The following is a 26376-nucleotide window of genomic DNA, read 5'->3' on the forward strand; positions in this document are numbered from 1 at the left end:
CGGCATCAGCAAAGCAGAGTCCGCGGCGACCGGAACCACCGGGTCCGCGCCAATTCGCTGCTCAGGCACGCATCCCGGTGTGCGACGCGCGCAGAGGTAGGGCGGCCTCCGGCACCGTCCGCCGGAGGCCGCCCCCGCGTGCGCCGGAAGCGGCCGCCTCTCCGCCTCAGCGCACGCCGTTCGGCCGGAACTGGATGCTGATCCGCGGACCGGCGGCCCGCGTGCTCTTGGGTACGCAGTGCTCCCACGTCCGCTGGCAGGAGCCGCCCATCACGATCAGGTCGCCGTGCCCGAGCGGCCGGCGCACCGACTCGCCGCCGCGCATCGGACGCAGCAGCAGATCCCGCGGCGCGCCCACCGAGAGGATGGCGACCATCGTGTCCTCCCGCGCGCCCCGCCCGATCCGGTCCCCGTGCCAGGCCACGCTGTCCCGGCCGTCGCGGTAGTAGCAGAGCCCTGCCGTGGCGAACGGCTCGCCCAGCTCCTCGGCGTAGTGCGCGGTGAGGGCGGAGCGCGCCTCGTCCAGCAGCGGGTGCGGCAGGGGGTCGTCCGCGCCGTAGAAGGCGAGCAGCCGGGGTACGTCCACGACCTGGTCGTACATCTTGCGGCGCTCGGCGCGCCACGGGACCTCCGCGGCCAGCTGTTCGAACAGGGTGTCCGAGCCGCCGAGCCAGCCGGGCAGCTCGTCGATCCAGGCGCCGAGGCCGAGCCGCGTCCGGCGGATCCCGTCGAGGGAGCCGAGGCGCAGCTGGTCGGTCTGGTCGAAGAGGGAGCCCTGGAGGTGCGTGCTCATGGAGCCAGCGTACCTCTTATTCGAAAATATGTTCCCACCTAATTCGGGCCTGTCGCTTGGGGTCCATCGCTTTCGGGTCGGACGCTTTCGATACACCGCTGTATCGGATACATTCGCGTATCGAACGGAGGGCCGGGCATGGTGGCGGAAGAAGCGGTGCGGCGCGTGACGAGGCGCCGGGTACGCACGCGTGCCAACCTCCTCGACGCCGCCTTCGCCGTGTTCGCCGCCAAGGGCTTCGGGCGCGTCTCCATCGAGGAGGTCTGCGAGGCCGCCGGATACAGCCGGGGCGCCTTCTACTCCAACTTCGGCAGCCTGGACGAGCTGTTCTTCGCCCTCTACCGACAGCGCGCCGACCTGATCGCCGAGCAGGTCTCCGGCGCCCTCGCCCTCGACGGCCCCGACCTCGACGTACCGGCCGCCGTCGACCGCGTCACCGAGGTGCTGCTGCTCGACCGCGACTGGCTCCTGGTCAAGACCGACTTCCTGGTGCACGCCGCCCGCGATCCCGACGTCGCCCAGATCCTGCTGGAGCACCGGGCGCGACTGCGGCAGGCGATCGCCGACCGGCTGGCACGCGCGCGTGGCTTCGCGAAGCCACCCGCCGTGCTCGGTGACGCCGAGGGCGCGGCCCACGCCGTGGTCGCCGCCTACGACGGAGTCACCGTCCAACTGCTGCTGGACAAGGACGTCGACGGCGCCCGGATCTGGCTGAAACACCTGCTCACCGCGCTGCTGACCGACGGCAGCGGCACCCCCCAACGAGACCCCCACCAGTAAAGGAACGGTCGCCATGGATGCGGACGTCATCGTCGTCGGAGCGGGCCTCGCGGGCCTGGTCGCCGCGCACGAACTCACCAGCAAGGGCAAGCGGGTTGCTCTGGTCGACCAGGAGAACGCCGCCAACCTAGGGGGCCAGGCCTTCTGGTCCTTCGGCGGGCTGTTCCTCGTCGACTCCCCGGAGCAGCGCCGCCTCGGCATCAAGGACTCCTTCGACCTCGCCTGGAACGACTGGCAGGGCAGCGCGCAGTTCGACCGGGCCGACGACGAGGACTCCTGGGCGGTGCGCTGGGCGCGCGCCTACGTCGAGTGGGCAGCGGGGGAGAAGCGGTCCTGGCTGGAGGGCCACGGCATCAAGTTCCTGCCGACCGTCGGCTGGGCCGAGCGCGGCGACCTGCGCGCCGACGGACACGGCAACTCCGTACCCCGCTTCCACGTCACCTGGGGCACCGGCACCGGCGTGGTCGAGCCCTTCGTCGACTCCGCCAAGCGGGCCGCCCGCGACGGACTGCTGACCTTCTACCACCGCCACCAGGTCGACGAGCTCGTCGTCGAGGACGGCTCCGCGCGCGGGGTGCGCGGCACGGTCCTCGCCCCGGACGACTCGGCCCGCGGTGTCGCCTCCAACCGCGACCGCGTCGGCGACTTCGAACTCACCGCGCAGGCCGTCGTCGTCACCACCGGCGGCATCGGCGCCAACCACGACATCGTCCGCCGCTACTGGCCCGAGCGCATGGGCACCGCGCCCACCGAGATGGTCACCGGCGTCCCCGCGTACGTCGACGGCCGCATGCTCGACATCAGCGCCGAGGCGGGCGTCCGCCTGGTCAACCGCGACCGCATGTGGCACTACACCGAGGGCCTGCAGAACTGGGACCCGATCTGGCCCGGCCACGGCATCCGCATCCTGCCCGGCCCGTCCTCGATGTGGTTCGACGCACTCGGCCGCCGGCTGCCCGACCCGTGCCTGCCGGGATACGACACCCTCAACACCCTCAAGCACCTGCGCACCACCGAGGACATCGCCGCCTACGACCACTCCTGGTTCATCCTCACCCAGAAGATCATCGAGAAGGAGTTCGCGCTCTCGGGCTCCGAGCAGAACCCCGACATCACCGCCAAGGACAAGGCCGCGGTCCTGAAGAACCGTCTCGGCAAGGGCGCCCCGGGCCCGGTCGACGCCTTCCTGCGCAAGGGCGCCGACTTCGTCACCGCCCCCACCCTGGAGCAACTCGTCGCCAAGATGAACGAGTTGACGGACAAGCCGCTCCTCGACGCGGCCGACCTGCGCCGCCAGATCGAGGCCCGCGACCTCCAGATCGCCAACCCGTACACCAAGGACTCCCAGATCCAGGGCATCCGCAACGCCCGCCGCTACATCGGCGACCGCCTCGGCCGCGTCGCCACCCCGCACCGCATCCTCGACCCGGGAGCCGGCCCCCTCATCGGCGTCAAGCTGCATGTCCTGACCCGCAAGACCCTCGGCGGCATCCAGACCGACCTCGACTCCCGCGCCATCGGCACCGACGGCAACCCCATCGAGGGTCTGTACGCGGCCGGCGAGGTGGCCGGCTTCGGCGGCGGCGGCGTCCACGGCTACAACGCCCTGGAGGGCACCTTCCTCGGCGGCTGCCTCTTCTCGGGCCGGGCGGCCGGCCGGGCGGCGGCGAAACAGACCGCCTGACACGGTGGCCATGAGGAGAGGCGGTCGGCGGAACCTGTCGGCCGCCTCTCGGCATTCCCGGAACAACCCGTCCCCGCAAGGGGATTGACCCTCGGACGGCTCCACTGGTTCAGTGGCTCAGCCACTCATCCACTCGGCTCGTGCGAGGAGACGTCCATGGAAGCGCTGCCCCGGGAGACGATCGTGGACGTACTCGAGGCGCGACTGCGCGACGACATCCTCGGCGGCCGGCATCCCGCCGGAAGCTATCTGCCTCCCGAGCGCCAACTCGCCGACGGCTACGGGGTCACCCGCACCACCCTGAAACACGCCTTCGGCCGACTGGTGCAGGCCGGCCTCCTCGAAACCCGGCACGGCGTGGGCACCAAGGTGCGCGACTACGCCCGCCTCGGCGGCGCCGACCTGCTGCCGATGCTCGTACGCCACGACGCGAAATGGGTCCACGAGATCTTCGAAGTACGGCGCTCCGTCGGCGCGTTGATCGCCGAGCGCGCGGCGGCCCGGGCCACCCACGCCCAACGCGCCGAGCTGCGCGCCCTGTTGGACGCCGTACGCGAGGCGACGAGCCCCGATGACGTCCAGCTCGCCGACGTCGAGGTGCACCGCGCCCTCGCCCGCGCCACCGGCAACCGGGTCTACGTCCTGCTGACCAACACCCTGTTCAACGCCTACCTCCCCGTCCGTGCCGCCCTGCGCGGCCCCTTCACCGACCCCGAGGCGGCGCACCGGCGGCTCGCTCCGGTCGTGGCCGCGGTGACGTCCGGCGACCGCGCCGAGGCCCACAGCGCCGCCGACGCCTACCTCCGCGACACCGAGCGGATCATGCTGGAGGGGCTGGCATGAGGGGCACGACCTTCACCGAGACCATGCTCGGCACGGTCCGCCTCGACACCGGGCCGCTCCGCCGCATCCGCCTCGACCTGCGCGCCGAAGCCGACGAGCTGGTGCGCCCGCACCGCACCACCCGGGCCCGGCTGACCGGCCGTACCCGCATATCCGGACTGGCCGACGACCTGCACACCACAGGCGAGTTGGAGATCTCACCCCTCGCTCGGCGACGCATCCGCTACCGCCTGTCGTTCACCGCCGACGGCCGCCAACTGACCCTGGACGGCTGGAAGTCGGTCACCCCGCGCCACCCGGTGAAGTCGATGACGGTCCTGCCGTTCACGCTGTACGAGGACGGGGCGCACGTCGGGCAGGGAACCCTACGCTTCCCCGTCGCCACCCAACTGGTGCCCTTCCTCCTGGGCTTCCGCTTCCCACGGAGAGAGGATCCGGCCCGGTACCTCGCTCCCCGCTCGGACGGCAGCCCCGGCCGCACCGAGGTCTGGTACACCACCCTCACCGACCCTGCGACCGGCACCGGCGTCTGGCTCCACCACGAACTGGTCACCCCCACCGACGGATCCGCGCCCTTCGCCCACGGCTGGGCCGCCACCTACCCGCCCGAGGGAAAGCCCCGGCACGTCCGCTTCGGCCCCGCCCGTTGGGACAGCCCCGCGGACGGATTCACGGCCGCGGGTGTCACCGCCACCCCGGGCCGTCTGACCGGAAGCGCCGGCGACTTCCACTGGGACCTGACCGAACAGCCCCTCGCGGCGCCCCTGTTCACCTTCCCCCGCTGGTCCTGGAAGCGCCCCCTGCTGCCCGCCGCCCACATGCTCCCGGCGGCCCGGGCGAGCTACGACGGCACCTTCCACGACGGCGAACGTACCCTCACCCTGCGCGCCGCCCCCGGAGCCTCCGCCCGTATCCACGGCCACGGCAACGCCCGCCGCTGGGCCTGGCTCCACGCCGACCTGGGCGACGGCGCCGTACTGGAAGTGATCGCGGCCGTGTCGACACGGCCCGCACTGCGCCGACTTCCGCCCCTCGTCTTCCTGCGCCTGCGCCACCGGGACCGCTTCTGGCCACGCCGAGCCGAGCGCTCGGCGATCGGCCTGCTCGGCCTCGGGCGGTTCCGCGCGCGGATCGGCCTGCCCCAATGGACCGTCACCGGCCGCACCTTGCTGCGCCGCCTCCGCGTCGAGGTCACCCAGCCCGCCGACCGCACGCTCACCCTCGACTACCGCGACCCCGACGGCGCATCCGCTGTCTGCCACAACAGCGAGACCGCCGATGTCGACGTCCTGCTCGAACGCTGGTGGGGCCACTGGCGCACCGAGGCCACCTGGACCCTGCACGGCACCGCCCACGCCGAGGTGGGGGACCGATGACCGCCCAGGGACTGGTCGCCGCCCTCCTCGCCGACACCGGCGACACGCCATGGACCGCCCGCGTCCCCGGCCGCCTCGGCACGTTCCTTTCCGCACTGCCCGGACCCGTGCGCACCGGCCTGCGGGCCGCGACCGCCGCCGTGGACGCCTACGCCGTCCTGCACAGCGGGCGCCCCCTGGCCGGTCTCACCCCCGACGAGCGAGAAGCCGTACTTGCGTCCCTCGCCGCACATCCCGCGCTCCTGCCCGCCCTCGACCTCCTCAAAGTCCCCGTCCTGCTCGCCGCGGCCACCGAGCGAACACCCGCCCCGCACACCGCCACCGCACCCGACGACCCGCCCCTGGACTGCGTCCCGGCAGCGGAATGGCCGGCCCGCGGTACGGCCGACGCCGTCGTCGTGGGATCCGGCGCCGGGGGAGCCATGGCCGCCCGCACCCTCGCCCGGGCCGGCCTCGACGTCGTCGTACTGGAAGAGGGCGAACACCACACCACGGCGTCCTTCGGCCGACGCGCACCCCTGGACCGCTTCACCGCCCTCTACCGCGACGGCGGCGCCACGGCCGCCCTCGGCAACCCACCCCTCCTCCTGCCCGTCGGACGAGCCGTCGGCGGCACCACCGTCGTCAACTCCGGCACCTGCTACCGCGCCCCGGACCACGTCCTCGACCGCTGGGACCGCCGCTTCGGCTTCCACCTCGCCGAAGGCCTGCCGACCCGGCTGGACGAGATCGAGCGCACGATCCGGGTCGCCACCCAGCCCCTCGACGTCCTCGGCAGCAACGGCCTGCTCGCACTCGCCGGAGCCGAGAAGCTCGGGTGGCGCGCCGGTCCGCTGCGGCGCAACGCCCCCGGCTGCAAAGGTTCTTGCCAGTGCGTGGTGGGCTGCCCCACCGGCGCCAAACAGAGCGTGCAGCTCTCCGTCCTCCCCGATGCCCGCGCCCACGGAGCCCGCCTCGTCACCGGCGCCCGTGTCCGGCGGATCCTGGTGGAGCGGGACCGACCGGGGCCGCCCCGGGCGGCGGGCGTGCTGGTGCGCCGGGCCGACGGCACCGAACTGGAGATCCTCAGCCCCCTCGTCGTCGTGGCCGCGGGCGCCCTGCAGACCCCGCCCCTGCTGCGCCGCTCCGGCCTCGGCGGTCACCCCCGCCTCGGCCGCAACCTCAGCGTGCACCCCGCCACCAGCATCGCCGGCCGCTTCCCCGACCCGGTCACGTCCTGGAGCGGCGTCCTGCAGAGCGCCGGGATCGAAGAACTCCACGACCAGGGCGTCCTCATCGAGGCCACCGCGAGTCCACCCGGCATGAGCAGCTTCGTCCTGCCCGGCCTGGGCACCGCCCTGCGCCGCGAACTCGACGACGCCGACCGGCTCGCCGTCCTCGGCGCCATGATCGCCGACCGGCCCTCAGGCCGCGTCCTGGGGCGCGAACGCACCCTCGTGCGCTACGACCTCGATCCCCGCGACGGCGACCGGCTGATGACGGCCGTACGCGCCATGGCACGCGTCCTCTTCGCCGCCGGAGCCCAAGAGGTCCTCACCGGCATCCCGCGCGCACCACGCGCCCGCACCCTGGCCGAACTCGACGAACTGCTCTCCGCGACGACCCCGCGCGACCTGCACCTGTCCGCCTTCCACCCCACCGGCACGGCCGCCGCGGGCAGCGACCCGCAGCGCGCACCCGTCGGCCCGGACGGCCGGCTGCGCGGCGTCCACGGCGTCCTCGTCACGGACGCCTCCGTACTGCCGTCCTGTCCGGAGGTGAACCCCCAACTCAGCATCATGGCCGCGGCCCTGGCCATCACCGAGAACTACCTCGAAGAGGACTCCAGCAGCCCGACCAGCACAGCGGCATGACTCCGCTCAGGCTCCTTGGCGGACGTCAGCAACGTCACGGGCCCCTTCCGCACCCGTCCCCGCAGGTCGCCGAGGAGCTCCGCGGCCTCCGGCTCGGCCAGCTCAGCCTCGTACCGCCGCGCGAACTCCTCGTACGACCCCTCACCCGCGTGGTACCAACGCCGAAGCTCCGTCGACGGCGTGAGCCCCTTCGGCCACTCGTCGACACGCGCGGCTTCCTTCTTGAGCCCACGCGGCCACAGCCGGTCGACCAGGACCCGCACACCGTCGTCCGGCTCGGGCGGATCGTAGACGCGACGCACACGAACACTCACAGCAGGGCCTTTCCGACGGTGCGGCCGACGATGCCGAGCCTAGTGCGGGGGAATCGGATGACGCTGCGTGACTTGACCTGAATGAGGAGGAGCCCGGACCGCGACGGCGCCTAGCCTTGGGGCGATTGATCACCCCGTATCCGTCCAGGAGGGCACGTGAGGCACTACCGCCGAAAGTCCGTCAGACCCGCGACGGTCCTCCGCCGCGAGGCCCTCGTCGCCACTGTCCCCGTCGCCGTGGCCGCTTTGCTCGCCGCGGCCGGGCCCGCGTCGGCCGGCACCGTCGGTGGGTCCGGTGTCGGTGACCCGTACTTCCCGCTCGCCGGCAACGGCGGCTACCACGTCGACCACTACGACCTGACGCTGCGTTACGACACCGGCAGCCGTCACCTCGACGGCACCGCCGTCCTCACCGCCCGCGCGACGCAGCGGCTGACCCGGTTCGACCTCGACTTCAACGGGCTGCAGATCACCGGCCTGACCGTCGACCACGTCAAGGCCGACTTCCGCCGCGACGGCCAGGAACTCGTCGTCACCCCGCGCCGGACCCTGCACCAGGGCGAGGAGTTCCAGGTCAAGGTCGCCTACAAGGGCACCCCCAAGCAGGTCACCGACCCCGACGGCTCGGCCGACGGGTGGATCCCCACCGACGACGGCGCCTTCGTCGCGGGGGAGCCCCAGGGTGCGATGACCTGGTTCCCGGCGAACAACCACCCCAAGGACAAGTCCTCGTACGACATCACGATCGCCGTGCCCAAGGACCGGACCGCCGTCTCGAACGGCGTGCTGGTGGGGCAGCGCACCGCCCACGGGTACACGACGTTCCACTGGCGGCAGACGGAGCCCATGGCCGCCTACCTCGCCACCGCCACCGTCGGGAAGTTCAAGGTCGAGCAGTACACCACCCGTGACGGCCTGCGCGTCTACAACGCCGTCGATCCGCGGGAGGCCTCCGCCGCCGCGCCCGTGCTGAAGAAGCTGCCCTCCGTCCTGGAGTGGGAGAGCAAGCTGTTCGGGCCCTACCCGTTCCGCGCCGCCGGTTCGATCGTCGACAAGGCCGAGAGCGTCGGATACGCGCTGGAGACCCAGTCCAGGCCGCTGTACGACCGCGCGCCCGACCTGAGCACGCTCGTGCACGAGAACGCCCACCAGTGGTTCGGTGACTCCGTCTCCCTCACCTCGTGGAAGGACATCTGGCTCAACGAGGGCTTCGCGACCTACGCCGAGTGGCTCTACAGCGAGCAGCACGGCGGCGACAGCGCGCAGAAGACCTTCGACGCGCTCTACGCCCTTCCCGCGAGCAACGACCTGTGGGCGTTCCCGCCGGGCGACCCCGGCAGCGGCGCGAACATCTTCGGCACCCCCGTCTACGCCCGCGGCGCGATGGCCCTGCACGAACTCCGCAAGGCCGTCGGTGACCGGACCTTCTTCAGCATCCTGCGGGACTGGGCCGGCCGGAACCGGAACGGTCACGGCACGACGGCGGAGTTTGAGCGGCTCGCCGAGTGGGAGTCGGGTAAGAGCCTTCACCCCCTGTTCAACACCTGGCTCTATGCTCCCGGCAAGCCGAACAAAGCCTGAAACCTGACGAGTTCCTCACATGTCTCGGTCACAGTCGATCCCGTGATCATGAATACTCGCCGCACCGTCCTGCTCGCCGCCTCCCTGCTCCTGACGGGATGCGGCGGCGGGGCCGTGGCGTCCTCGGGCCGTCCGTCCGACGCCGCCACCGCCGAACCCGGCACGCCCGGTGTCAGCCCCCTGCAGACGTCCGAGCCCGAGATGTCCGCCGAGGCCGCCCGGGTGCAACTGCCGGGCCTGGGCCCGAAGACGCTGGCCGAGGTCCCCTCCGACGCCCGGCAGGCCGTCCTGGTCACCGGGCGCGGCGCGAACTCCCCGAAGTCCACGGTCGTCCTGTACGAGCGGACCGCGACGGGCTGGCAGGCGGGCACGGCGTGGCCCGCGCACAACGCCCTCAAGGGCTGGTCCGACCACCACATGGCCGGCGACCTGCGCTCACCGATCGGCGTGTTCGGCCTCACCGACGCCGGCGGGCTGCTCGCCGACCCCGGCACCAAGCTGCCGTACGACCAGGGCTCCGGATTCAACTCGCCCGGCACCGGATTCGAGGGCGAGCCGCTCGCCGGTTCCTTCGACTACGTGGTCGCCATCAACTACAACCGCCGGGCGGGCACTTCGCCGCTCGACTGGACCCGTCCGCTCGGGGCGGGCCGGGGCGGCGGCATATGGATCCACGTCGACCACGGCGGGCCCACCCACGGCTGCGTCAGCATCGCCAAGAACCACATGAAGGAGCTGCTCCGGGCGCTGGACCCGGACCTGCACCCGGTCGTCGTCATGGGCGACGCCGCGTCCCTGGCCCGCTGACCGCTTAGGATCCGCCGGGTGTGCGCACATGTGCTGGTCGCCGAGGACGACGAGATGCAGGCCGAACTCATACGCCGCTCCCTGCTGGCGGAGGGCCACACGGCCACCGTCGTCCATGACGGGGCGGCCGCGCTGGACGCCGCCCGCCGGCTCGGACCCGACCTCGTCGTCCTCGACCTGATGCTGCCCGTGATCGACGGCTTCGGGGTGTGCCGGGTGCTGCGCGGCGGGGACCCCGCCCACGCCGACATACCGGTGCTGATGCTGACCGCCCGCTCCGAGGAGGACGACCTCCTGCTCGGCCTCGAACTGGGCGCCGACGACTACATGACCAAGCCGTACAGCCCGCGCGAGCTGATGGCCCGTATCCGCACGGTGCTGCGGCGCAGCGGGCGGACCGCCGCCGTACCGGAGAATCCCGTCGTACGGGCGGCGGGAATCACCGTCGATCCGGAGCGGCACGAGGTGCGCTGCGACGGGGAACCCGTGGAGTGCACGCCGGGCGAGTTCCAGATCCTGCTGGCCATGGCGGGGGAGCCGGAACGGGTCTTCACCCGGCGGCAGTTGCTCCAGTGCACCCGCGGCTTCGACCGGGCGTCCACCGAGCGGGCCGTGGACGTCCACATCATGAACCTGCGCAAGAAGATCGAGGCCGACCCGCGCAGGCCGGTGCGGCTGCTGACCGTCTTCGGGGTGGGCTACAAGCTCAGCGGCGGGCGCGCGTGAAGACCCGCATCCCGTTGCGCAAGCGGCTGCTGGTACGGCTGCTGATCGCGTCCGCCCTCATCGCGGTGTGCTCCGTGGCCGCCACGACCTGGCTCGCCGTGGAGACCACCACCCGGGCCCTGCGCGAGGAACAGGGGCAGGACCTGGCCGACGACATGAAGATCCTTGCCGAGCTGAGCGGTTACGCCGCCACCCACCCGCAGTGGAAGGGCGTCCAGTCCGTGGTCAGCACGCTGGCGGAGCGGACCGGGCGGCGGATAGCGCTGACCAGCACCGACCGCACGCTCATTGCGGATTCGGCCCGCAAGGGCACCGCCCTGCCCCTCGGCGCCGCCGCCACCGTCGACCCCCTGCACACCGACACCTACACGCAGCCAGGCGCCCAGCTGAGCGGCATCGACCCGCGTGCCGTGGGACCCTACCGGCTCACGGCGAAGGAGCGGGCCAGGCTGGACGCGTTCGCCGGGAACATGCGGGCCTGCTACGCCAAGCACGGGATCGACGTGAAGATCGAGCACAGCCCGAGCGGCCGTCCGGCTCTGATCAACTCGGACGGCAGCGACGCCTCCGGCTATCTGACCGAGGAGTGCGGTTACGGGCTCGGCGAGCCCGCCCCGAGCGAGCAGACGGCGCTGAAGGCGCTGGCCGCAGCGGCCCGCGACTGCCTGCGCAAGCAGGACCCGAGCCTCGACGCGCCGCTGTACCTCTACATGAACCCGGTCGGCAGGAACCCGGTCGGCCGGCGCATCCTCGCCAAGTACGCCAAGGATCTCGACCCGAAGGCCCAGAAGACGGCGGAGACCTGCACCGAGGCGGCCCAGCGCACCCAACTCGACCCGTACGTCGCCCCCGCGGCCGACCTCTACCTCGGCGGCGACGACACCACCGCGCCCCGTTTCAACATGTCCCCGGCCAACAAGGCGAAGATCGTCGGCGTGGTCGGGCTCGTGCTCGCCGTCACCGTCGCCGTCACGGCCGTCGTCGCCACTCGGCTGGTACGGCCCCTGCGCGCGCTGACCGCGGCGGCCCAGCAGCCGCCGGAACGGCATGTGCGGGTCCCGGTGACCACCCGCGACGAGACCGGGATCCTGGCCGAGGCCTTCAACGACCTGGCCGAGCGCCGCGAACGCATCGAAGCCCAGCGCAAGGCCATGGTCAGCGACATCGCCCACGAACTGCGCAGCCCGCTCACCAACATCCGCGGCTGGCTGGAGGTCACCCGGGACGGCGTCGTCGACCCGGACCCCGCGCTGCTCGCCTCCCTGCACGAGGAGGCTGTCGTCCTGCAGCGCATCATCGACGACCTCCAGGACCTCGCGGCCGCCGACGCCGGCACCCTGCGCCTGCACGCGGAGCCCGTGGACGCCGACGAACTCCTCGCCCAGGTCGCCGCCGCCCACCGCGTCGCCGCCGCCAAGGCCGGGGTCGCCGTGCGCACCGAGACCGACGGGGACTGCTGGCTCGACGCCGACCCGGTGCGGATGCGGCAGGCTCTCGGCAACCTCGTCTCCAACGCCCTGCGGCACACCCCGGCCGACGGCACGGTCACCCTGGCCGCCCGCCGCGAGGGGAGCGAGGTGGTCCTCACCGTCGCCGACACCGGCAGTGGCATCGCGCCCGAAGATCTGCCGCACGTCTTCGACCGGTTCTGGCGGGCGGAGAAGTCCCGCAGCCGACGCACCGGCGGCAGCGGCCTCGGGCTGCCCATCGTCCGTCACCTGGTCGCCGCGCACGGCGGCACGGTCACGGTTGCGAGCGAACCCGGCACCGGCGCGGTGTTCACCCTGCGCCTGCCGGGCGCTCCGCATCCGGACAGGCCCTAGCCGTTACGGGCCTGTGCCGCGCGTCGTCGTCGTTGCAGCAGGCGGCGTTCGTTCTCGTTCATGCCGCCCCACACGCCCAGGCACTCACCCACGTCCAGTGCCCAGCGCAGACAGCGCTCGCGCACCACGCAACGGCCGCACACCGCCTTCGCCTGTTCCGTCTGCAACAGGGCGGGGCCGGAGGTACCGATCGGGAAGAAGAGGTCCGGGTCCTCGAACCGGCACGCGGCCTCGTCTCGCCAGTCGTCCATCAATGTCACCTGCGATCGATGTCGTATGTGCCCTCGCGAATGGCTTACTCGCTTCCGGGTCACCTGTCGATGCGTGAGTGAAACAACGGAGTCCTGAGAGGGCGGCGGTCACTGCTCGCGCAGGCCCCACGGAGAGCCGTACTCGGTGAGCAGGTCGAGGAAGGGGCGGGCCGGGAAAGCCTCCGGGCCGAGGACGCCCGAGCCCGACCAGGCGCCGCCGGCGAGGAGTTCGAGGGCGACGACCGGGTTCACCGCGGTCTGCCAGACCACGGCCTGGCTGCCGTACTCGGCCATGGACCACTGGTTGTCGACCACGTGGTAGAGGTACGCCTCGCGCGGCCGCCCGTCCTTGGTGCCGCGCACCCAGGTGCCCGCGCACGTCTTGCCGTGCATCCGGTCGCCCAGCGTCGCCGGATCGGGCAGACACGCGGCGACGACGTCCCGGGGCGAGACCGCGACCGGTCCGGCGGCGCTCGGCACGGTCACCGGCTCCGTGCGGTCCAGGCCCAGCAGGTGCAGCGTCTTGAGGGTGTCGATGAACTCCCGGCCCAGGCCGTACTTGAAGGTGACCCGGCGCGCGTCCACCCAGCGCGGCACGAGCAGCACCTCCTCGTGCTCCACGTTGACGCACTCCACCGGGCCGATGCCCTCGGGGAAGTCGAAGACCTCCGGCTCGCTGAACGGCTCCGTGGTGAACCAGCCGCGGCCGGCCTCGTAGACGACCGGCGGGTTGAGGCACTCCTCGATCGTCGTCCAGATGCTGAAGGAGGGGGCGAAGTCGTAGCCGTCGACGGTCAGGTTCGCGCCGTCGCGGACTCCGATCTCCTCGATCTCGTCGAAGAGCTCGTCGGCTGCGTACCGGGCGAAGACGTCCGACAGACCGGGCTCGACGCCCATGCCGACCAGGGCCAGCGCGCCCGCCTTCTCCCACTCCTCGGCCTGCGCGAATTGGTCGTCGCCGAGCTTGACCCCGCACTCCTCGTAGGGGCGCTCGGGGTGCGGGTGGGACAGGGACATCGCCATGTCGAGGTAGGAGGCGCCGGCGGCGCGGGCCGCCCGGAACAGGGGCAGCACGAAGCGCGGGTCGGTGGCGTTGAGCAGGACGTCGCAGCCGTGCCGGCGCAGCAGCTCCGTCACCGCGTCCTCGTCGCTCGCGTCGACGCGCTCGGCCAGGAAACGGCCGTCGTCGACCGCCGCGACCGCGGCCTCGGCGCGCGCCGGGTCGTAGTCGGCCACCACCATCGCCCCGAAGAACGGGCGGCGGGCCGCGATCCGGGTGATGGCGGTGCCCACACCGCCGGCTCCCACGAGCAGTACACGCATGACAGATCTCCCTGTCCTGAGGATGGATGACGAGGGGCCCCGCCGCAGATACAACGCCGCCGCCTCACGTAAGGTCAATGGCGTTGGCATAAGGGAGGCGGGCATGCCGAAAGCGGTCGTACCCGAGGAGAAGCGGCGCAGGCGCAGGCCGACCAGGAGCGGGACGGTGCTGTCGGAGGCGCTGATCGTCGAGACCGCGCTGCGGATGCTGCGCGAGCACGGCAGCGCGGGCCTGACCGCCCGCCGGCTGGGCCTCGCCCTGGACGCCGACCCGAGCACGCTCTACCGCTACTTCCGCGGCATGGACGACCTCATCCTCGCCATCGGCGACGCTCTCATCGGGCAGGCCCTCGACGGCTGGCAGCCGACGGGGGAGTGGCGGGCCGACCTGCGCGCCGTGGGCCTGCGCATCCATGCCGCCTACGTCGCCCACCCCCAGGCCGCCGTGCTGACCACGAGCCGCGTCACCGGTCGTGCGAACGAACTGGCCGCGGACGAGGCGGTGTTGGACGTACTGCGCACCGCGGGCTTCCCGCTCCCGGACACCGTGCGCGTCTACCACGCCTTCATCGACCAGACCCTGGCCTTCGCCGCCCTCGACGCCGCCTCCCTGGCCCTGCCCAGCGCGGCCCTGCGCGCCGACGAGGGCATGTGGCGCTCGACGTACGCCCGCCTGCCCCGCACCACCCACCCGCGCATCGCCGAGGCGGCACCCCTGCTGGCGGCCCGCATGGTCGACAGCGCGTACCCGACGGCACTGGAGATGCTCCTGGACAGCGCGGAGGCACAGCTGCGGGCGCTGAACGGCTGACGGCTGATTCCGCCCGTCGATTGTTTGATGCAAGTGACCTCTCTATAGTCGATTGCATCAAACAATCCACCGGGAGACGCCATGAAGGAGACCGCCGCCCTGCTCCGAGCCCTCCACTGGCCCGACACCCCCGACCGCCTGCAGGCCGTCCTCGCCCAGCAACTCCTCGCGACGAACCAACTGCGCGAGGGCTACGAACACTTCACCGAACTCGCCGCCGCCCGCCCCGAGTCGGCCCTGGCCGAAAGCCTCGCGGCGGTGTTCCACGCCCGCCTCGACGGCCCGGACGACAAGGCGCTCGCCCAGCTCGACTCCGCGGCGTCCCGCGGTCTCGGCCTGCCGCAGTACTTCCGCGGCACCACGCTGGCCCACTTCCCGGACTGCGCCGGCCGCGCCGACACGGTCGTGAGAGACCTGGAGTTCGTGCTCGCCGTACGCGACCAGTTCCCGGCGGGCTTCCTGCACTCGGTGCACGCGGGCCTGGCGCACGCGTACACGTGCCTGGGCCGCACGGAGGACGCCGCGGCGGCCCGGAGCCGTGTCGGACACGGCCCCGACGTCTCACTCGTCACGGACAACCTGGTCAGCCGCGAGGACGGGCTGCGCATGGGCCCGCCCCGGCTCGTCGAGAAGGCGCGGGGTGTGTACGTCGTCCAGGGGTACGACTTCGCCGACTTCGCGTTCGTCGTCACCGGCGAGGGAGTCGTGGCGATCGACGCCGCGAGCCACCCCGGGCACGTCGAGGCCGCCCTGCGCGACCTGCGTGCCGTCACCCGGGCCCCGATCACCCATGTGCTGCTCACCCACGCCCACTTCGACCACATCGGCGGACTGGAGGCGCTGACCGGCCCCGGCACCGAGATCGTCGCCCAGGCCGCCTTCCCCGACGAACTCGCCCTCCAGGCCGCGAGCCCGCCGCCCTTCGCCTCCCTCCTCCCCGCCGACCAGGACCGCAGCCCGAACGCCGTGCCCGACCGGCTCGTGGCCGGCCCCGAAACACTGACGGTCGGCGGGACACGCTTCACGCTCATCCCTGTCGGCGGAGGCGAGACACGCGACGGGCTCCTGGTCCATCTCCCCGACGAGGGCGTGGTGTTCACCGGAGACATGTGCATGCCCTACCTGGGCGCGCCCTTCTTCCCCGAAGGCTCGGCGGAGGGCCTGCTGGACGCCCTGCGCACGGTCCAGGACCTGAACCCGCGCCTGCTCCTGCACGGACACACCGCGCTGACAGAGAACTTCACCATCGAGGCCTTCCCGGGCCTGCTGGCGGCCCTCGGCGATCTGCTGAGGATCACCGGTGAGGACATCGCCGCGGGCCGCTCCCTCACCGGGCTGCTGGACCGCGACCACCTGCCCGACGCCCTGCGCGACCACCCCGCCGCGATCCTGCCGTACCTGGTGATGCGCGAGGGCTTCGTGCAGCGCGTGTACGACCAGCGGACCGGCTACTGGAAGGCGGACGGGGAGGGTCTGGAGCCGCTCGCCCCGGGGCAATGGGCCGCCGCGCTGGACCTGTTGGGCGGTGGCAGGGCGGAGGCCTTCGCCGCGGCCGGCGAGGAACTGCTCGGGCGCGGAGAGCCGGAAGCGGCGCTCAGGATCGTCGACCACGGCCTGCTGAGCCACCCCGGCGAGGCGCCGCTGGCAGAGCTGCGCCGGCGGATCCTGCTCGCACTGGTCGAACGCAACCAGTTCTTCTCGCCGTTCAAGTTCGCGTACTACGTGGGGCTCGCGGGACTCACCGTCTCGCCCGCGGGCTGAGCACCCGGTCCGGGCTCCATCTCGCAGTCCTGAGGACCCAGCGGCAGGCCGCAGTCCGAACAGGTGAGCCCCGGTCGCAGCCGGCCGCCGCAGCCGTGGTGCAGGACCACCAGCGGCGGCCCGTCCGGGGCCCGGTGCCGGTCACCCCACAACAGCAGCGACATGATCACCGGCCACAGCTCCAGGCCGGCCGGGGTCACCCGGTACTCGTACCGCTCGGGCCGCGACTGATACAGGTGCCGCTCCAGGATCCCGGCCTCGCACAGCTTGCCCAGCCGGTCCGAGAGCACGTTGTGCGCGATGCCGAGCCCGCTCCGGAAGTCCTCGAACCGCCGCGTGCCCCGCAGCGCGTCCCGCACGATCAGCAGCGTCCACCGCTCGCCCACCACCTCCAGCGACCGGGCGATCGAACAGACCTGACCTTCGTACGTACGGGGAAGCACCCCGTCATCGTACGTCGATTGCATCACGCAAGTCAGTGCCGGGCGGCCGGCAGCACTTTGCCTGTGGATTCCCTGTGGTCCGCCATGTGACCAGGGTGAAGGGAAGTGTCGGAAGTGACGGGAGTGCCATATTAATGTGATCCACCTGAACAGCCTTTCGAGGCAGACCCTTTGGGAAAGGTGCCCCGGCATGTCGCTGAACCCCGGCGATCCGGAGTCCATGGGCGGCTACACGTTGCTCGACCGGCTCGGCAGTGGCGGTATGGGTGTCGTCTATCTGGGCCGCTCGGACTCGGGCCGGCGGGTCGCGGTCAAGGTCGTGCACGCGCCCTACGTGCAGGACGAGGAGTTCCGGACCCGCTTCCGGCAGGAGGTCGCCGCCGCCCGCCGGGTGAGCGGGGCGTTCACCGCCCCGGTCGTGGACGCCGACCCCGACGCCCCGCAGCCGTGGATGGCGACGCTGTACATCCCGGGCCCCACGCTGTCGGACGTCGTGGCCAAGAAGGGCCCGCTGCGCGGTCGCGAGTTGCGCGTGCTCGCGCTCGGGCTGGTCGAGGCGCTGAGGGACATCCACCGGGTGGGCATGGTGCACCGGGACCTCAAGCCCAGCAACGTCCTGATGGCCGAGGACGGACCCCGCGTCATCGACTTCGGCATCTCGTACGCCGTCGACAACGAGGCCCTCACCGTGACCGGCCGGCTGATCGGCACCCCGCCCTTCATGTCGCCCGAGCAGTTCGCCGCACCGCGCGAGGTCACCGGGGCGTCGGACGTCTTCTCGCTGGGCTCGCTGCTGGTGTACGCGGCCACCGGCAACCGCCCGTTCGACGGAACCAGCCCGTATCTGACGGGCTATCAGGTCATGTACGAGGCACCGGACCTGAACGGAGTCGGTGAACCGCTCCGCAGCATCGCCGAACGCTGCCTGGACAAGGACCCGGCCGCCCGGCCCGGACTCGACGAACTGCAGGGCATGCTCCGGCAGTTGCCGCAGTCCGACGAGCCGGCGGCCTTGGCTGCTCCGAGAGTGGCAGAGGTGCCCGACTCCCTGGAGACCAGCCGCCAGGTTGCCGACCGACACCCGATCGCACCCGGCCCACCCGTCGACGGCGGGCAGACGGAGACGTACGGCACCGGAACTGGTCACGGACGCCGCCGGCGGCGCGTCCTCGTCGGTATCGCCGCGGCCGTGGCCGTCACCGGCGTGAGCATCGTGGCGGTGCGTCTCGGGTCCGACCAGGACGGCGGCTCCTCGTCGTCCGCCGCGCCCGGGGCGGCCGCGAAGGTGACGCTGCCGCCGAAGCACGTGCCCTGGGACTACCAGATCGGCGGCGCGTACCCTCCGGCGGCCGGTGTGAAGGTGGTCGGCCGAGACCATGACAGCGAGCCCGCGCCGGGCGTCTACAACATCTGCAACATCAACGCCTTTCAGGCGCAGGCGGACGGGGAGCGCGACTGGGACCCCGACCTGCTGCTGCGGGACGCCAAGGACAACGTCGTCTACGACGAGGACTGGGGCGAGGCGGTCCTGGACATCCGTACGGCGGCCAAGCGGCAGCGCATCGCCGCCAAGCTGAACGCCTGGATCGACGAGTGCGCGGCCAAGGGATTCAAGGCGGTCGAGCCCGACAACTACGACGTCTCCACCCGCTTCCCGAAGTACCTCAAGGCCGACCAGGCCGAGGCGCTGATGAAGCTGCTCTCGGCGCACGCTCACGCGAAGGGCCTGGCCATCGCCCAGAAGAACGCCGTGGAACTCGTCGCCGACCACAAGTCCGTGGGCCTGGACTTCGCCGTGTCGGAGGAGTGCGCCGAGTGGAACGAGTGCGGAGAGTTCGCCGAGGCCTTCGGCGACGACGTGTTCGTGGTCGAGTACACGGCCAAGGGCATGGCACAGGCCTGCTCCGGCTGGGGCAGCACCCTGAGCGTCGTCCGCCGCGATGAGCAGGTCGTGCCACAGGGAGCGAAGGGATACGTCCACCAGACCTGCTGACGCCACACCCCGCTAGGTCGTCGCGAGGGCCTCGGTCGGGGTCAGGCGGGCGGCGCGGAGGGACGGGTAGACACCGGCGAGCACGCCGATCAGGATCGCGCCGAGGAACCCGGCGGTCACCGACGTGAGGGGCACGACCGGCGGCCAGTGCTGGTGGCCGGCGTAGGCGATCGTGGCCAGGGTGCCCAGTACGATGCCGGCCAGGCCGCCCAGCGCCGACAGGACGACCGACTCGGTGAGGAACTGGGCGCGGATCTGGCCCCGGTTGGCGCCCAGGGCGCGGCGCAGGCCGATCTCCCGGCGGCGTTCGAGGACGGAGATGACCATCGTGTTGGCCACTCCGATACCGCCGACGAGGAGCGCGACCCCGGCCAGTCCCAGGAAGAGCGCGGAGAAGGTGGACTCGGTGGCCCGTTTCGCGGCCAGCGCGTCGGACGGGCGGCTGACCTGGACCACGCCGGGCAGTTCGGGGTTGACGGTGGCGGGCAGCACGTCGCGCACCGCCTCGATCTGCGACTCCTTCGCCTTGAGGTAGATGACGGTCGGATGTCCGTCGAACCTCAGCAGGCTGCGCGCCGAGTCCCAGCCGACCAGGACCGAGCGGTCGATGTCCGGCGACAGTGGGGTCTTCGCCAGGACGCCGATGACGGTGAACCACTGACGGTCGATGTAGATCTGCGGGGCGCTCTGCCCGGCGGTGACCTTCGGGATGCCGAGCCGGGACGCGGCGACCGAGCCGAGCACGGCCGTGGGGAAGTCCCCCGTGTTCGCACTGAGGAACCGGCCCGAGCCCACCTCGGCGTTGATCGCCCGCGGCAGGTCGGGCTTGCTCGCCAGGACGGTCAGCCCCGAGTAGTCGGCGTCGTCCTGGCGGTCGTTGCGGAAGACCTCGGCATGGGTGTTGGCGACGGCGCTGGCCACCGTGACCGGTCCGATCCGGCGGACCATGTCCACCGACTCCGGCGGCAGCAGCACCGGCGGGTCCTGCCGGGCGGGCACGGCCTGGAGCATGTCGGTGCCCAGCGCGGACAGCTCCCGCATCAGGGCCTTCTGACTGGACGCCGGAATCCCGGTGACGACGATCAGGGTGGCGATGCCGATCGAGATGCCGAGGGCGGACAGAGCGGCCCGCACCTTGCGGGTACGGATGCCCAGCAGTCCCAGGCCCAGGATGTCCAGGGGCGCCAGCCGCACCGGCCTGCTGTCGGTGACCCGGGCGGCCGACCTCGTGGATGTGGTGGTCATGACCAGCTTTCCGTGCGGGCGTATACGTCGGTGCGGACGTCGGAGAGCAGCCGGCCGTCCCTGATCTCCACCCGGCGGGGCAACTGGGCCGCGATGTCCCGGTCGTGGGTGATGACCGCGATGGTGGTCCCCTCGTGGTTCAACGCGGTCAGCAGATCCAGTACGGCCACGCCGTTGGCGGTGTCCAGAGCGCCCGTCGGCTCGTCCGCGAGCACCAGGACGGGCCGGTTGACGAGCGCGCGGGCGATGGCCACCCGCTGCCGCTCACCGCCGGACAACTGCGCCGGCAGATGCCGGGCACGGCGGGCGAGACCCACCCGGTCCAGCGCCTCCAGAGCCAGCGCACGGCGCTTGCGACGCGGAACCCCGGCGTACAACAGGCCGGTGGCGACGTTCTCGGCGGCGGTCAGCCCGTCGGTGAGGTGGAACTGCTGGAAGACGAAGCCGAGTCGGCGCCCGCGCAGCGCCGACAGCCTGCGGTCGGAGAGCCGCGCGATGTCCTGGCCGCCGATCTCCACGGTGCCGCCGGTCGGACGGTCCAGCGTGCCCATGATGTTCAGCAGGGTCGACTTGCCGGACCCGGACGGGCCGACGATGCCGAGCAGTTCGCCCTCCTCGACGGTGAGCGAGACGTCGTCGAGCGCCGTGACCCCGCCGGGGTACACCATGCTCGCGCCGCGCACCGCGAGGACCGGGGGTGCGCTCATGACGTCGTCACCACCTTGGTCCCGGCGTCGATGCCGTCGCCGCTGATCTCCACCAGGCCCTTGGAGAACATCCCGGTCTTCACCGCCACCAGTCGCCCGCCTGGCAACTGGACCGCGTAGCCGCCCTCCTGCAGTGCCAGCAGGGCGCCGATGGGCACGGTGAGCACGCCCTTGCGGGTCTCCGAAGCGAAACTCACCCGCACGGGGGCGGAGTTGAGCCCACGCACCGCACCGGTGTCGCGCAGGGAGATACCGACGGTGAGCCGCGGCTGCCCGGCGGTGTCGTCGCCGCTCGACGCGTCGCTGGTCCGGACGGTGGTACCGATGGCGGTGATGGTGCCCTTGACCGTGGAGTCGTCGGGCAGACTCACGGTCACCGTGTCGCCCCGTCGCATCGAGCCCGCCGCGTCCGGATCCACCGCCACGGTCACCGACTTGACGGTGGACGTGACCGTCATCAGGGTCCCGTCGGCCGCGTCGGCCAACTGCGCCTGTACGCCGTCGACCCGTACGGCACCGGGCAGCACGGCGAGATCCCCGACGCCCAGAACTCCGGTGACCGGCATGCCCACCGCGGTCTGCCACCGCTTGACCGCGGCGATGAGACTCGCGGTCAGGACCCCGTCGCCGCGCTTGACCTGGACGGGCGTGGGGGAGGCGGAGGGCAGGGCGCTCGACGGGGTGCCGGTGGCGTCCGGCTCCGGCGTACTGCTCGCCGCCCCCGAACCCGGCGTGGCGACCGCTTGCGGGGTCACCCACGTGTCCACCGACGGCTGTACGCCGATGTCGTAGCCGAGGGCCTTGAGGTTGTCGGCCACCGTTTTCACGTCCGGGCCGGTGGTGTCCCTGGCCTCCAGCGTCCGGTACAGGGGCGTTTCACCGTAGAAGACCGGTACCGGCACGTTGTCCACGCGGTACAGCGGCTCGCCCCGGCGCACCGTGGCCCCCGTCGCCGGCAGCCAGGTGATCAGGCCCGCCCTGCCGCCCTTCACCGTGGTCGCCCGGCCGTAGCCGAGAGTCCCGTCCAGCGTCTGGGCGTTGGAGAGGTCGCTCCTGGTCACGACGGCCGTCGCGGTCCGTACCGTGCCGGCGGACGCGGTGTCCTGCTTCCCGTCGCCGTCCTGCCACGCGGTCACGGTCCACGCGCTCGCCACGACGACGGCCGCCGCCACCGCCCCGACGACCACGCGCCGTCTGCCCGGTGGACGGGTGACCCCGTTACTTGTGTTCACCGAACGCCTTCACCTGGCAGTCGAGCACGTACTCGTCGTAGTGCGGCCGGTTGAGCTCGTCTCCGGTCTCCAGGGCCCAATTCCCGTCCGACACCAGGGCCTTGATGCCGTGCCCCTTCATGCACTTCACCATGGCGCGCACGTCGTCGCTGTAGTCCGGGTTCTTGGCCGGGTCCAACTCGGGCGGATCGAGCGGCTCCTTGTTCTTGCAGGCCAGCACCGCGGGATCGTTCGGCTTGCGCTTGTACTTCTCCGCCGCCCCGTGGTCCTTCAGGCACGCGAGCCAGGCGTCGTACATGCGATTGACTTCCTCGTTGGTGCTGTCCAGCCGGATCTGCGGACGGCCGGCGTCGGGCTCGGCGCTCGCGCTCGCCGAACCGCCCTCGGCCGCCGGGCTGGTGAGCGAGGCGACCTCGCCCTTGCCGCTCTTGTCCGCGTCGTCGTTTCCGCCGCCCCCGCAGGCGGTCAGGACGACCAGGCCGAGAGCGCCGACGGAGGTGACCACCGCGGCTCGATCGAAGAGGTTCAACATGGCGCAGACCATGGCCCGAAGTTATGACGATCCTGTCAGGACGCCGTCAGAAAGCCGTCTGACCAGATCGCCGCGTGCCTACGCTGACCCCATGAACGCCCGTGTCCTCGTGGCCGAGGACGACACCAAACAGGCCGAGGTGATCCGCCGCTATCTGGAGCGCGAGGGTCACACCGCCCTGCTCGTCCACGACGGGCGCGCGGCACTCGACGAGGTGCGCCGCCACCGGCCCGACCTGCTCGTCCTCGATGTGATGATGCCGTTCGTCGACGGTCTGGACGTGTGCCGCATCCTGCGCCGCGAGAGCGATCTGCCGGTGCTGATGCTGACCGCCCGCAGCACCGAGGAGGACCTGCTGCTCGGCCTTGACCTCGGCGCCGACGACTACCTGACCAAGCCCTACAGTCCCCGCGAGCTGATGGCCCGGATCCGCACCCTGCTCCGGCGGACCCGGGCGTCCGGCGCCGCGCGGGAGGATCCGGTACTGCGGGTCGGTGCCCTCGCCGTCGACCCCCTCCGCCGTGCCGTCGAGATCGAGGGTCGGCAAGTCGCGTGCACCCCGGGCGAGTTCGACGTCCTCGCGACGATGGCCGCCGAGCCGGAACGGGTCTTCACCCGGCGCCAGTTGCTGGCGAGCACCCGCGGGGACGACCGTTTCATCACCGAGCGCACCATCGACGTACACGTCCTGAACCTCCGCAAGAAGATCGAGCCCGTACCGCGTCAACCGGTCTATCTCCAGACGGTGTTCGGCGTCGGCTACCGCCTCACCGACGGCAGCCGTGGGCGCTGAGGAGAGGAGCGGCAGGCTGCCCCTGCGGCGGAGCCTGCTGGTGCGGCTGCTGGCCGCGTCGATCACCATCGCCGTGTGCTCGGTCGCGGCCACCGCATGGCTCGCGGCGCGCACCACCACCAGCGCCATCCAGCAGGAGCAGGGGCAGGTCCTCGCCGACGACGCGCAGATCTACGACACGCTCATCGGTTACGCCGCCGCCCACACCGACTGGTCCGCGGTGAAGCCCACCCTCGCGCGGCTGACCGAGCGCACCGGCCGCCGTATCACCCTGACCACCCAGGACCGCCGGCCCATCGCCGGGTCCGGCACCGCGACCACTCTCCCGACCAAGGCTTCGGCGCTGGTCGACCCGCTGCGGGCCGACCCGGCGCTGCTGCCCGGTGTCAAGGCGGACGGTATCGACCCGCGAGCCGTCGGCCCGTACCGGCTGCCGGAAGCCGAGCGCAAGGAACTCCGGGGCCGTGTGGACAAGTTGCAGTCCTGTATGCGCGGCGCCGGTTTCCCCGCCGGGGTCACCGAGGAGCCGAGCGGCAGGCCCTCCCTCGTCCTCGCCGGAGACAGCGACATCCAGCGGAAGGTCAGCGAGGTGTGCGAGCTGTACACACTCGACGATCCCACTCCCACCGAGAAGAAGGCGCTCGACCGGCTCAACACCCTGGTCGCCGGCTGCCTGAAACGCCAGAGCCTCGGCCCCGTACCGGTCGGCCTCGACTTCGCTCCCTCCGGGAAGGACAGCGAGGTCGTCCAGCGGTGCATCGACACCGCCCGCCGTGAGCAACTCGTCCCGTACGTCGCCCAGCCCGCGCTGCTGTTCGTCGCCACCCCGGCCGGATCGCCCGCCGCCCCCGGCTTCGACCTTTCCTCGGCCAACACGGCCCGCGTCGCCGGAGTCGCCGCCCTCGTGCTCGTCCTCACCGTGGCCGTCACCGTCACCGTGGGCACCCGGCTGGTGCGGCCCCTGCGGGCACTGACCGACGCCGCCCGTCACCCGACCCAGCAGCATCTTCGGGTGCCGGTGACCACCAACGACGAGATCGGTCGTCTGGCCGCTGCCTTCAACGACCTGACGGAGCGCCGCGAGCGTGTGGAGATCCAGCGCAAGGCGATGGTCAGCGATGTCGCCCATGAACTGCGCACCCCGCTCAGCACGATCCGCGGCTGGCTGGAGGCGGCCCAGGACGGCCTGGCCGCCTCCGACGAGGCGTTCGTGGCCTCGCTCCTGGAGGAGGCGCTGCTGCTCCAGCACATCGTCGACGACCTCCAGCACCTGGCCCAGGCCGACGCGGGCCGACTCCGGCTGCACCCGGAGCCCCTGAGCCTGCGGGAACTCCTCGACCACGTGGCCGCGGCCCACCGCGGCGCTGCCGAGACCGCCGGGGTCACGCTCACCACCCGCATCGAGGACGCCCCCACCCTCCACGCCGACCCGGCGCGCCTGCGCCAGACCGTCGGGAACCTCCTCTCGAACGCCGTCCGGCACACGCCTCCCGGCGGCACGGTCACCCTGCGCTGCCGGGCTGAGAGCGACGAGGTCGTGATCGAGGTCGCCGACACCGGCACGGGAATAGCCGCCGACGACCTGCCCCGCGTCTTCGACCGCTTCTGGCGCGCCGACAAGTCCCGCAGCCGGCAGACCGGCGGCAGCGGCCTGGGCCTGGCCATCGTCCGCCAGCTCACCGAGGCCCACGGCGGCACGGTCTCGGTGACCAGCACCCCGGACACGGAGACGGTCTTCACACTGCGCCTGCCACGCGCCTCCGACGCGCGGTCGGCCGAAGCCGCCCGATGACACGGGACCGGGTCAGAGCCCGGTGGCCGTACGGATCAGCCCGGCGAGGGCGAGGGAGCGGCTGTGGGCCGGCCAGGCGATGTGGGTGACGACCGGGAGCGCGTCGGTCACGGGGACGGCGGCGTGCTCGGTCCACAGCCAGGCGCGGGCGTAGTTCGGGACGACGGCCGCGGTGCGGCCGAGGGCGATCAGCTGGGCCAGCTGCGTCTGGTCGCGGATCTCGGGGCCCGGGCCGGGCGGATAGACGCCGTGCCGGGGCCAGCGTGCGAGCGGGAGGTCGGGGATGTCGCTCACCTCGGCCAGGGACAGCGTCCGGCGTGCGGCGAGGGGATGCCCGGCGGGAAGGACGGCGATCTGCCCCTCGCGCATCAGCTCCTCGCTGTCGAACCCGGCGAGGGAGTTGAACGGCGCGTGCATGAGCGCCACATCGGCGCGCCCGTCGCGCAGCATCTCCTCCTGCTCGCACATGCCGCTCGGCAGCACCTCGATCTCGGCGGCGTCGGGCTGGGCCGCGTAGGCGTCCAGGAGCTTCCGCAGCAGTTCGTGGGAGGCCGCGGCCTTCACCGCCAGCACCAGACGGTTGGGGGAGCCGCCCGGGCCGTCGGCGTCTCCGGCGCGACGGGTACGGCGGGCGGCGGCGGTGGTCGCGTCGAGGGCCGTGCGGCCCTCCAGCAGCAGCACCTCCCCGGCGCCGGTGAGGGCGACGCCGCGCCGGTTGCGTGTCAACAGGCGGACGCCCAGGCGCCGTTCGAGTTGCTGGATCGCCCGCGACAGCGGTGGCTGGGCCATACCCAGGCGCTCGGCCGCGCGTCCGAAGTGCAACTCCTCCGCGACGGCCAGGAAGTACCGCAGCTCACGGGTCTCCAGGGTGTCCATGGCCAGAGCGTACTTCGGTGATACCCGCCGGGTATGA

At 72.0% G+C, this 26376-nt stretch carries 24 protein-coding genes; 14 read left to right on the forward strand and 10 right to left on the reverse strand.

Annotated elements, in window-relative coordinates; translation table 11 throughout:
* Nucleotides 1–166: 166 nt before the first annotated feature.
* On the reverse strand, nucleotides 167–793 hold the full coding sequence (locus ABZ848_RS41365) for an alpha-ketoglutarate-dependent dioxygenase AlkB (protein WP_360840440.1): 627 nt from the start codon (nucleotides 791–793) through the stop codon (nucleotides 167–169).
* A gap of 138 nt (nucleotides 794–931) precedes the next feature.
* Between ABZ848_RS41365 and ABZ848_RS41370 the strand changes: the two genes are divergently transcribed.
* The 5 genes from ABZ848_RS41370 to ABZ848_RS41390 all read left to right on the forward strand — a co-directional run bounded on the left by ABZ848_RS41370 (nucleotide 932) and on the right by ABZ848_RS41390 (nucleotide 7329).
* Nucleotides 932–1573, forward strand: coding sequence for a TetR/AcrR family transcriptional regulator (locus ABZ848_RS41370; protein WP_360840442.1), 642 nt, complete (start codon nucleotides 932–934; stop codon nucleotides 1571–1573).
* Nucleotides 1574–1586: 13 nt separating this feature from the next.
* A complete protein-coding gene (locus ABZ848_RS41375; RefSeq protein ID WP_360840443.1) occupies nucleotides 1587–3257 on the forward strand; it encodes an FAD-binding dehydrogenase in 1671 nt (556 codons plus the stop codon).
* Nucleotides 3258–3413: 156 nt separating this feature from the next.
* Nucleotides 3414–4100 carry a GntR family transcriptional regulator gene (locus tag ABZ848_RS41380; protein WP_360840444.1) on the forward strand — a complete coding sequence of 229 codons (687 nt, stop codon included), beginning with the start codon at nucleotides 3414–3416 and terminating at the stop codon, nucleotides 4098–4100.
* On the forward strand, nucleotides 4097–5476 hold the full coding sequence (locus ABZ848_RS41385; RefSeq protein WP_360840445.1) for a hypothetical protein: 1380 nt from the start codon (nucleotides 4097–4099) through the stop codon (nucleotides 5474–5476). The genes ABZ848_RS41380 and ABZ848_RS41385 overlap by 4 nt, the downstream gene beginning before the upstream one ends.
* On the forward strand, nucleotides 5473–7329 hold the full coding sequence (locus ABZ848_RS41390; protein WP_360840447.1) for a GMC family oxidoreductase: 1857 nt from the start codon (nucleotides 5473–5475) through the stop codon (nucleotides 7327–7329). The genes ABZ848_RS41385 and ABZ848_RS41390 overlap by 4 nt, the downstream gene beginning before the upstream one ends.
* Here the strand turns inward: ABZ848_RS41390 and ABZ848_RS41395 are convergent.
* Nucleotides 7284–7643 carry a DUF488 family protein gene (locus ABZ848_RS41395; protein WP_360840449.1) on the reverse strand — a complete coding sequence of 120 codons (360 nt, stop codon included), beginning with the start codon at nucleotides 7641–7643 and terminating at the stop codon, nucleotides 7284–7286. The genes ABZ848_RS41390 and ABZ848_RS41395 overlap by 46 nt on opposite strands.
* Nucleotides 7644–7799: 156 nt before the next feature.
* Between ABZ848_RS41395 and ABZ848_RS41400 the strand changes: the two genes are divergently transcribed.
* Genes ABZ848_RS41400 through ABZ848_RS41415 form a run of 4 tightly spaced genes read left to right on the forward strand, consistent with a single transcriptional unit; the run spans nucleotide 7800 to nucleotide 12580 of the window.
* Nucleotides 7800–9224 (forward strand): M1 family metallopeptidase, encoded by a 1425-nt coding sequence (locus tag ABZ848_RS41400; protein WP_360840451.1) that lies wholly within the window; start codon nucleotides 7800–7802, stop codon nucleotides 9222–9224.
* Nucleotides 9225–9272: 48 nt separating this feature from the next.
* Complete coding sequence (locus ABZ848_RS41405; RefSeq protein WP_360840504.1) at nucleotides 9273–10031, forward strand: L,D-transpeptidase family protein; 759 nt, start codon at nucleotides 9273–9275, stop codon at nucleotides 10029–10031.
* An 18-nt stretch (nucleotides 10032–10049) separates the two neighbouring features.
* Nucleotides 10050–10757 (forward strand): response regulator transcription factor, encoded by a 708-nt coding sequence (locus tag ABZ848_RS41410; RefSeq protein WP_360840453.1) that lies wholly within the window; start codon nucleotides 10050–10052, stop codon nucleotides 10755–10757.
* Complete coding sequence (locus tag ABZ848_RS41415) at nucleotides 10754–12580, forward strand: HAMP domain-containing sensor histidine kinase (RefSeq protein ID WP_360840455.1); 1827 nt, start codon at nucleotides 10754–10756, stop codon at nucleotides 12578–12580. Before ABZ848_RS41410 ends, ABZ848_RS41415 begins: the two co-directional genes overlap by 4 nt.
* Here ABZ848_RS41415 and ABZ848_RS41420 read toward each other — a convergent pair.
* On the reverse strand, nucleotides 12577–12831 hold the full coding sequence (locus ABZ848_RS41420) for a WhiB family transcriptional regulator (protein WP_360840457.1): 255 nt from the start codon (nucleotides 12829–12831) through the stop codon (nucleotides 12577–12579). The genes ABZ848_RS41415 and ABZ848_RS41420 overlap by 4 nt on opposite strands.
* Before the next feature lie 108 nt (nucleotides 12832–12939).
* Nucleotides 12940–14154 carry a saccharopine dehydrogenase C-terminal domain-containing protein gene (locus tag ABZ848_RS41425; RefSeq protein WP_360840459.1) on the reverse strand — a complete coding sequence of 405 codons (1215 nt, stop codon included), beginning with the start codon at nucleotides 14152–14154 and terminating at the stop codon, nucleotides 12940–12942.
* Between the two features lie 103 nt (nucleotides 14155–14257).
* On the opposite strand from ABZ848_RS41425, the gene ABZ848_RS41430 reads away from it, so the two are divergent.
* Nucleotides 14258–14965, forward strand: coding sequence for a TetR/AcrR family transcriptional regulator (locus ABZ848_RS41430; RefSeq protein WP_360840460.1), 708 nt, complete (start codon nucleotides 14258–14260; stop codon nucleotides 14963–14965).
* Between the two features lie 81 nt (nucleotides 14966–15046).
* A complete protein-coding gene (locus ABZ848_RS41435) occupies nucleotides 15047–16726 on the forward strand; it encodes an MBL fold metallo-hydrolase (protein WP_360840462.1) in 1680 nt (559 codons plus the stop codon).
* On the opposite strand, the gene ABZ848_RS41440 is transcribed toward ABZ848_RS41435, so the two are convergent.
* Nucleotides 16684–17169 (reverse strand): helix-turn-helix domain-containing protein, encoded by a 486-nt coding sequence (locus ABZ848_RS41440; RefSeq protein WP_360840464.1) that lies wholly within the window; start codon nucleotides 17167–17169, stop codon nucleotides 16684–16686. The two genes, ABZ848_RS41435 and ABZ848_RS41440, sit on opposite strands and share 43 nt — an antisense overlap.
* A 190-nt stretch (nucleotides 17170–17359) precedes the next feature.
* On the opposite strand from ABZ848_RS41440, the gene ABZ848_RS41445 reads away from it, so the two are divergent.
* Entirely contained in the window at nucleotides 17360–19162 is a 1803-nt protein-coding gene (locus ABZ848_RS41445; RefSeq protein ID WP_360840465.1) for an endo alpha-1,4 polygalactosaminidase, read from the forward strand.
* 12 nt (nucleotides 19163–19174) lie between these two features.
* Here ABZ848_RS41445 and ABZ848_RS41450 read toward each other — a convergent pair whose 3' ends face one another.
* Genes ABZ848_RS41450 through ABZ848_RS41465 form a run of 4 tightly spaced genes read right to left on the reverse strand, consistent with a single transcriptional unit; the run spans nucleotide 19175 to nucleotide 22878 of the window.
* Nucleotides 19175–20407 (reverse strand): ABC transporter permease, encoded by a 1233-nt coding sequence (locus ABZ848_RS41450; protein WP_360840467.1) that lies wholly within the window; start codon nucleotides 20405–20407, stop codon nucleotides 19175–19177.
* Nucleotides 20404–21114 carry an ABC transporter ATP-binding protein gene (locus tag ABZ848_RS41455; RefSeq protein ID WP_360840468.1) on the reverse strand — a complete coding sequence of 237 codons (711 nt, stop codon included), beginning with the start codon at nucleotides 21112–21114 and terminating at the stop codon, nucleotides 20404–20406. The genes ABZ848_RS41450 and ABZ848_RS41455 overlap by 4 nt, the downstream gene beginning before the upstream one ends.
* Entirely contained in the window at nucleotides 21111–22346 is a 1236-nt protein-coding gene (locus ABZ848_RS41460; protein WP_360840469.1) for a hypothetical protein, read from the reverse strand. Before ABZ848_RS41460 ends, ABZ848_RS41455 begins: the two co-directional genes overlap by 4 nt.
* A complete protein-coding gene (locus ABZ848_RS41465) occupies nucleotides 22333–22878 on the reverse strand; it encodes a hypothetical protein (protein WP_360840470.1) in 546 nt (181 codons plus the stop codon). The genes ABZ848_RS41460 and ABZ848_RS41465 overlap by 14 nt, the downstream gene beginning before the upstream one ends.
* A gap of 91 nt (nucleotides 22879–22969) precedes the next feature.
* Here ABZ848_RS41465 and ABZ848_RS41470 point away from each other — a divergent pair, with 91 nt between their 5' ends.
* Entirely contained in the window at nucleotides 22970–23671 is a 702-nt protein-coding gene (locus tag ABZ848_RS41470; RefSeq protein WP_360840471.1) for a response regulator transcription factor, read from the forward strand.
* Entirely contained in the window at nucleotides 23661–25463 is a 1803-nt protein-coding gene (locus tag ABZ848_RS41475; protein WP_360840473.1) for a HAMP domain-containing sensor histidine kinase, read from the forward strand. The genes ABZ848_RS41470 and ABZ848_RS41475 overlap by 11 nt, the downstream gene beginning before the upstream one ends.
* A gap of 12 nt (nucleotides 25464–25475) precedes the next feature.
* Here the strand turns inward: ABZ848_RS41475 and ABZ848_RS41480 are convergent, their stop codons facing one another.
* Nucleotides 25476–26339: a LysR family transcriptional regulator gene (locus ABZ848_RS41480; protein WP_360840474.1), complete on the reverse strand. Its 864-nt coding sequence runs from the start codon at nucleotides 26337–26339 to the stop codon at nucleotides 25476–25478.
* Nucleotides 26340–26376 lie beyond the last annotated feature (37 nt).

Origin of the sequence: Streptomyces sp. NPDC047081, assembly GCF_040643775.1 — a bacterium.
In the GTDB taxonomy this organism is placed as follows: domain Bacteria; phylum Actinomycetota; class Actinomycetes; order Streptomycetales; family Streptomycetaceae; genus Streptomyces.

Bases quoted from the DNA above. Each gene is read 5' to 3' on its own strand.
- ABZ848_RS41425 (WP_360840459.1), bottom strand. From the start codon at position 14,154: ATGCGTGTACTGCTCGTGGGAGCCGGCGGTGTGGGCACCGCCATCACC.
- ABZ848_RS41455 (WP_360840468.1), bottom strand. From the start codon at position 21,114: ATGAGCGCACCCCCGGTCCTCGCGGTGCGCGGCGCGAGCATGGTGTAC.
- ABZ848_RS41365 (WP_360840440.1), bottom strand. From the start codon at position 793: ATGAGCACGCACCTCCAGGGCTCCCTCTTCGACCAGACCGACCAGCTG.
- ABZ848_RS41480 (WP_360840474.1), bottom strand. From the start codon at position 26,339: ATGGACACCCTGGAGACCCGTGAGCTGCGGTACTTCCTGGCCGTCGCG.
- ABZ848_RS41420 (WP_360840457.1), bottom strand. From the start codon at position 12,831: ATGGACGACTGGCGAGACGAGGCCGCGTGCCGGTTCGAGGACCCGGAC.
- ABZ848_RS41380 (WP_360840444.1), top strand. From the start codon at position 3,414: ATGGAAGCGCTGCCCCGGGAGACGATCGTGGACGTACTCGAGGCGCGA.
- ABZ848_RS41445 (WP_360840465.1), top strand. From the start codon at position 17,360: ATGTCGCTGAACCCCGGCGATCCGGAGTCCATGGGCGGCTACACGTTG.
- ABZ848_RS41470 (WP_360840471.1), top strand. From the start codon at position 22,970: ATGAACGCCCGTGTCCTCGTGGCCGAGGACGACACCAAACAGGCCGAG.
- ABZ848_RS41430 (WP_360840460.1), top strand. From the start codon at position 14,258: ATGCCGAAAGCGGTCGTACCCGAGGAGAAGCGGCGCAGGCGCAGGCCG.
- ABZ848_RS41375 (WP_360840443.1), top strand. From the start codon at position 1,587: ATGGATGCGGACGTCATCGTCGTCGGAGCGGGCCTCGCGGGCCTGGTC.
- ABZ848_RS41450 (WP_360840467.1), bottom strand. From the start codon at position 20,407: ATGACCACCACATCCACGAGGTCGGCCGCCCGGGTCACCGACAGCAGG.
- ABZ848_RS41405 (WP_360840504.1), top strand. From the start codon at position 9,273: ATGAATACTCGCCGCACCGTCCTGCTCGCCGCCTCCCTGCTCCTGACG.
- ABZ848_RS41370 (WP_360840442.1), top strand. From the start codon at position 932: ATGGTGGCGGAAGAAGCGGTGCGGCGCGTGACGAGGCGCCGGGTACGC.
- ABZ848_RS41390 (WP_360840447.1), top strand. From the start codon at position 5,473: ATGACCGCCCAGGGACTGGTCGCCGCCCTCCTCGCCGACACCGGCGAC.
- ABZ848_RS41465 (WP_360840470.1), bottom strand. From the start codon at position 22,878: ATGTTGAACCTCTTCGATCGAGCCGCGGTGGTCACCTCCGTCGGCGCT.
- ABZ848_RS41385 (WP_360840445.1), top strand. From the start codon at position 4,097: ATGAGGGGCACGACCTTCACCGAGACCATGCTCGGCACGGTCCGCCTC.
- ABZ848_RS41435 (WP_360840462.1), top strand. From the start codon at position 15,047: ATGAAGGAGACCGCCGCCCTGCTCCGAGCCCTCCACTGGCCCGACACC.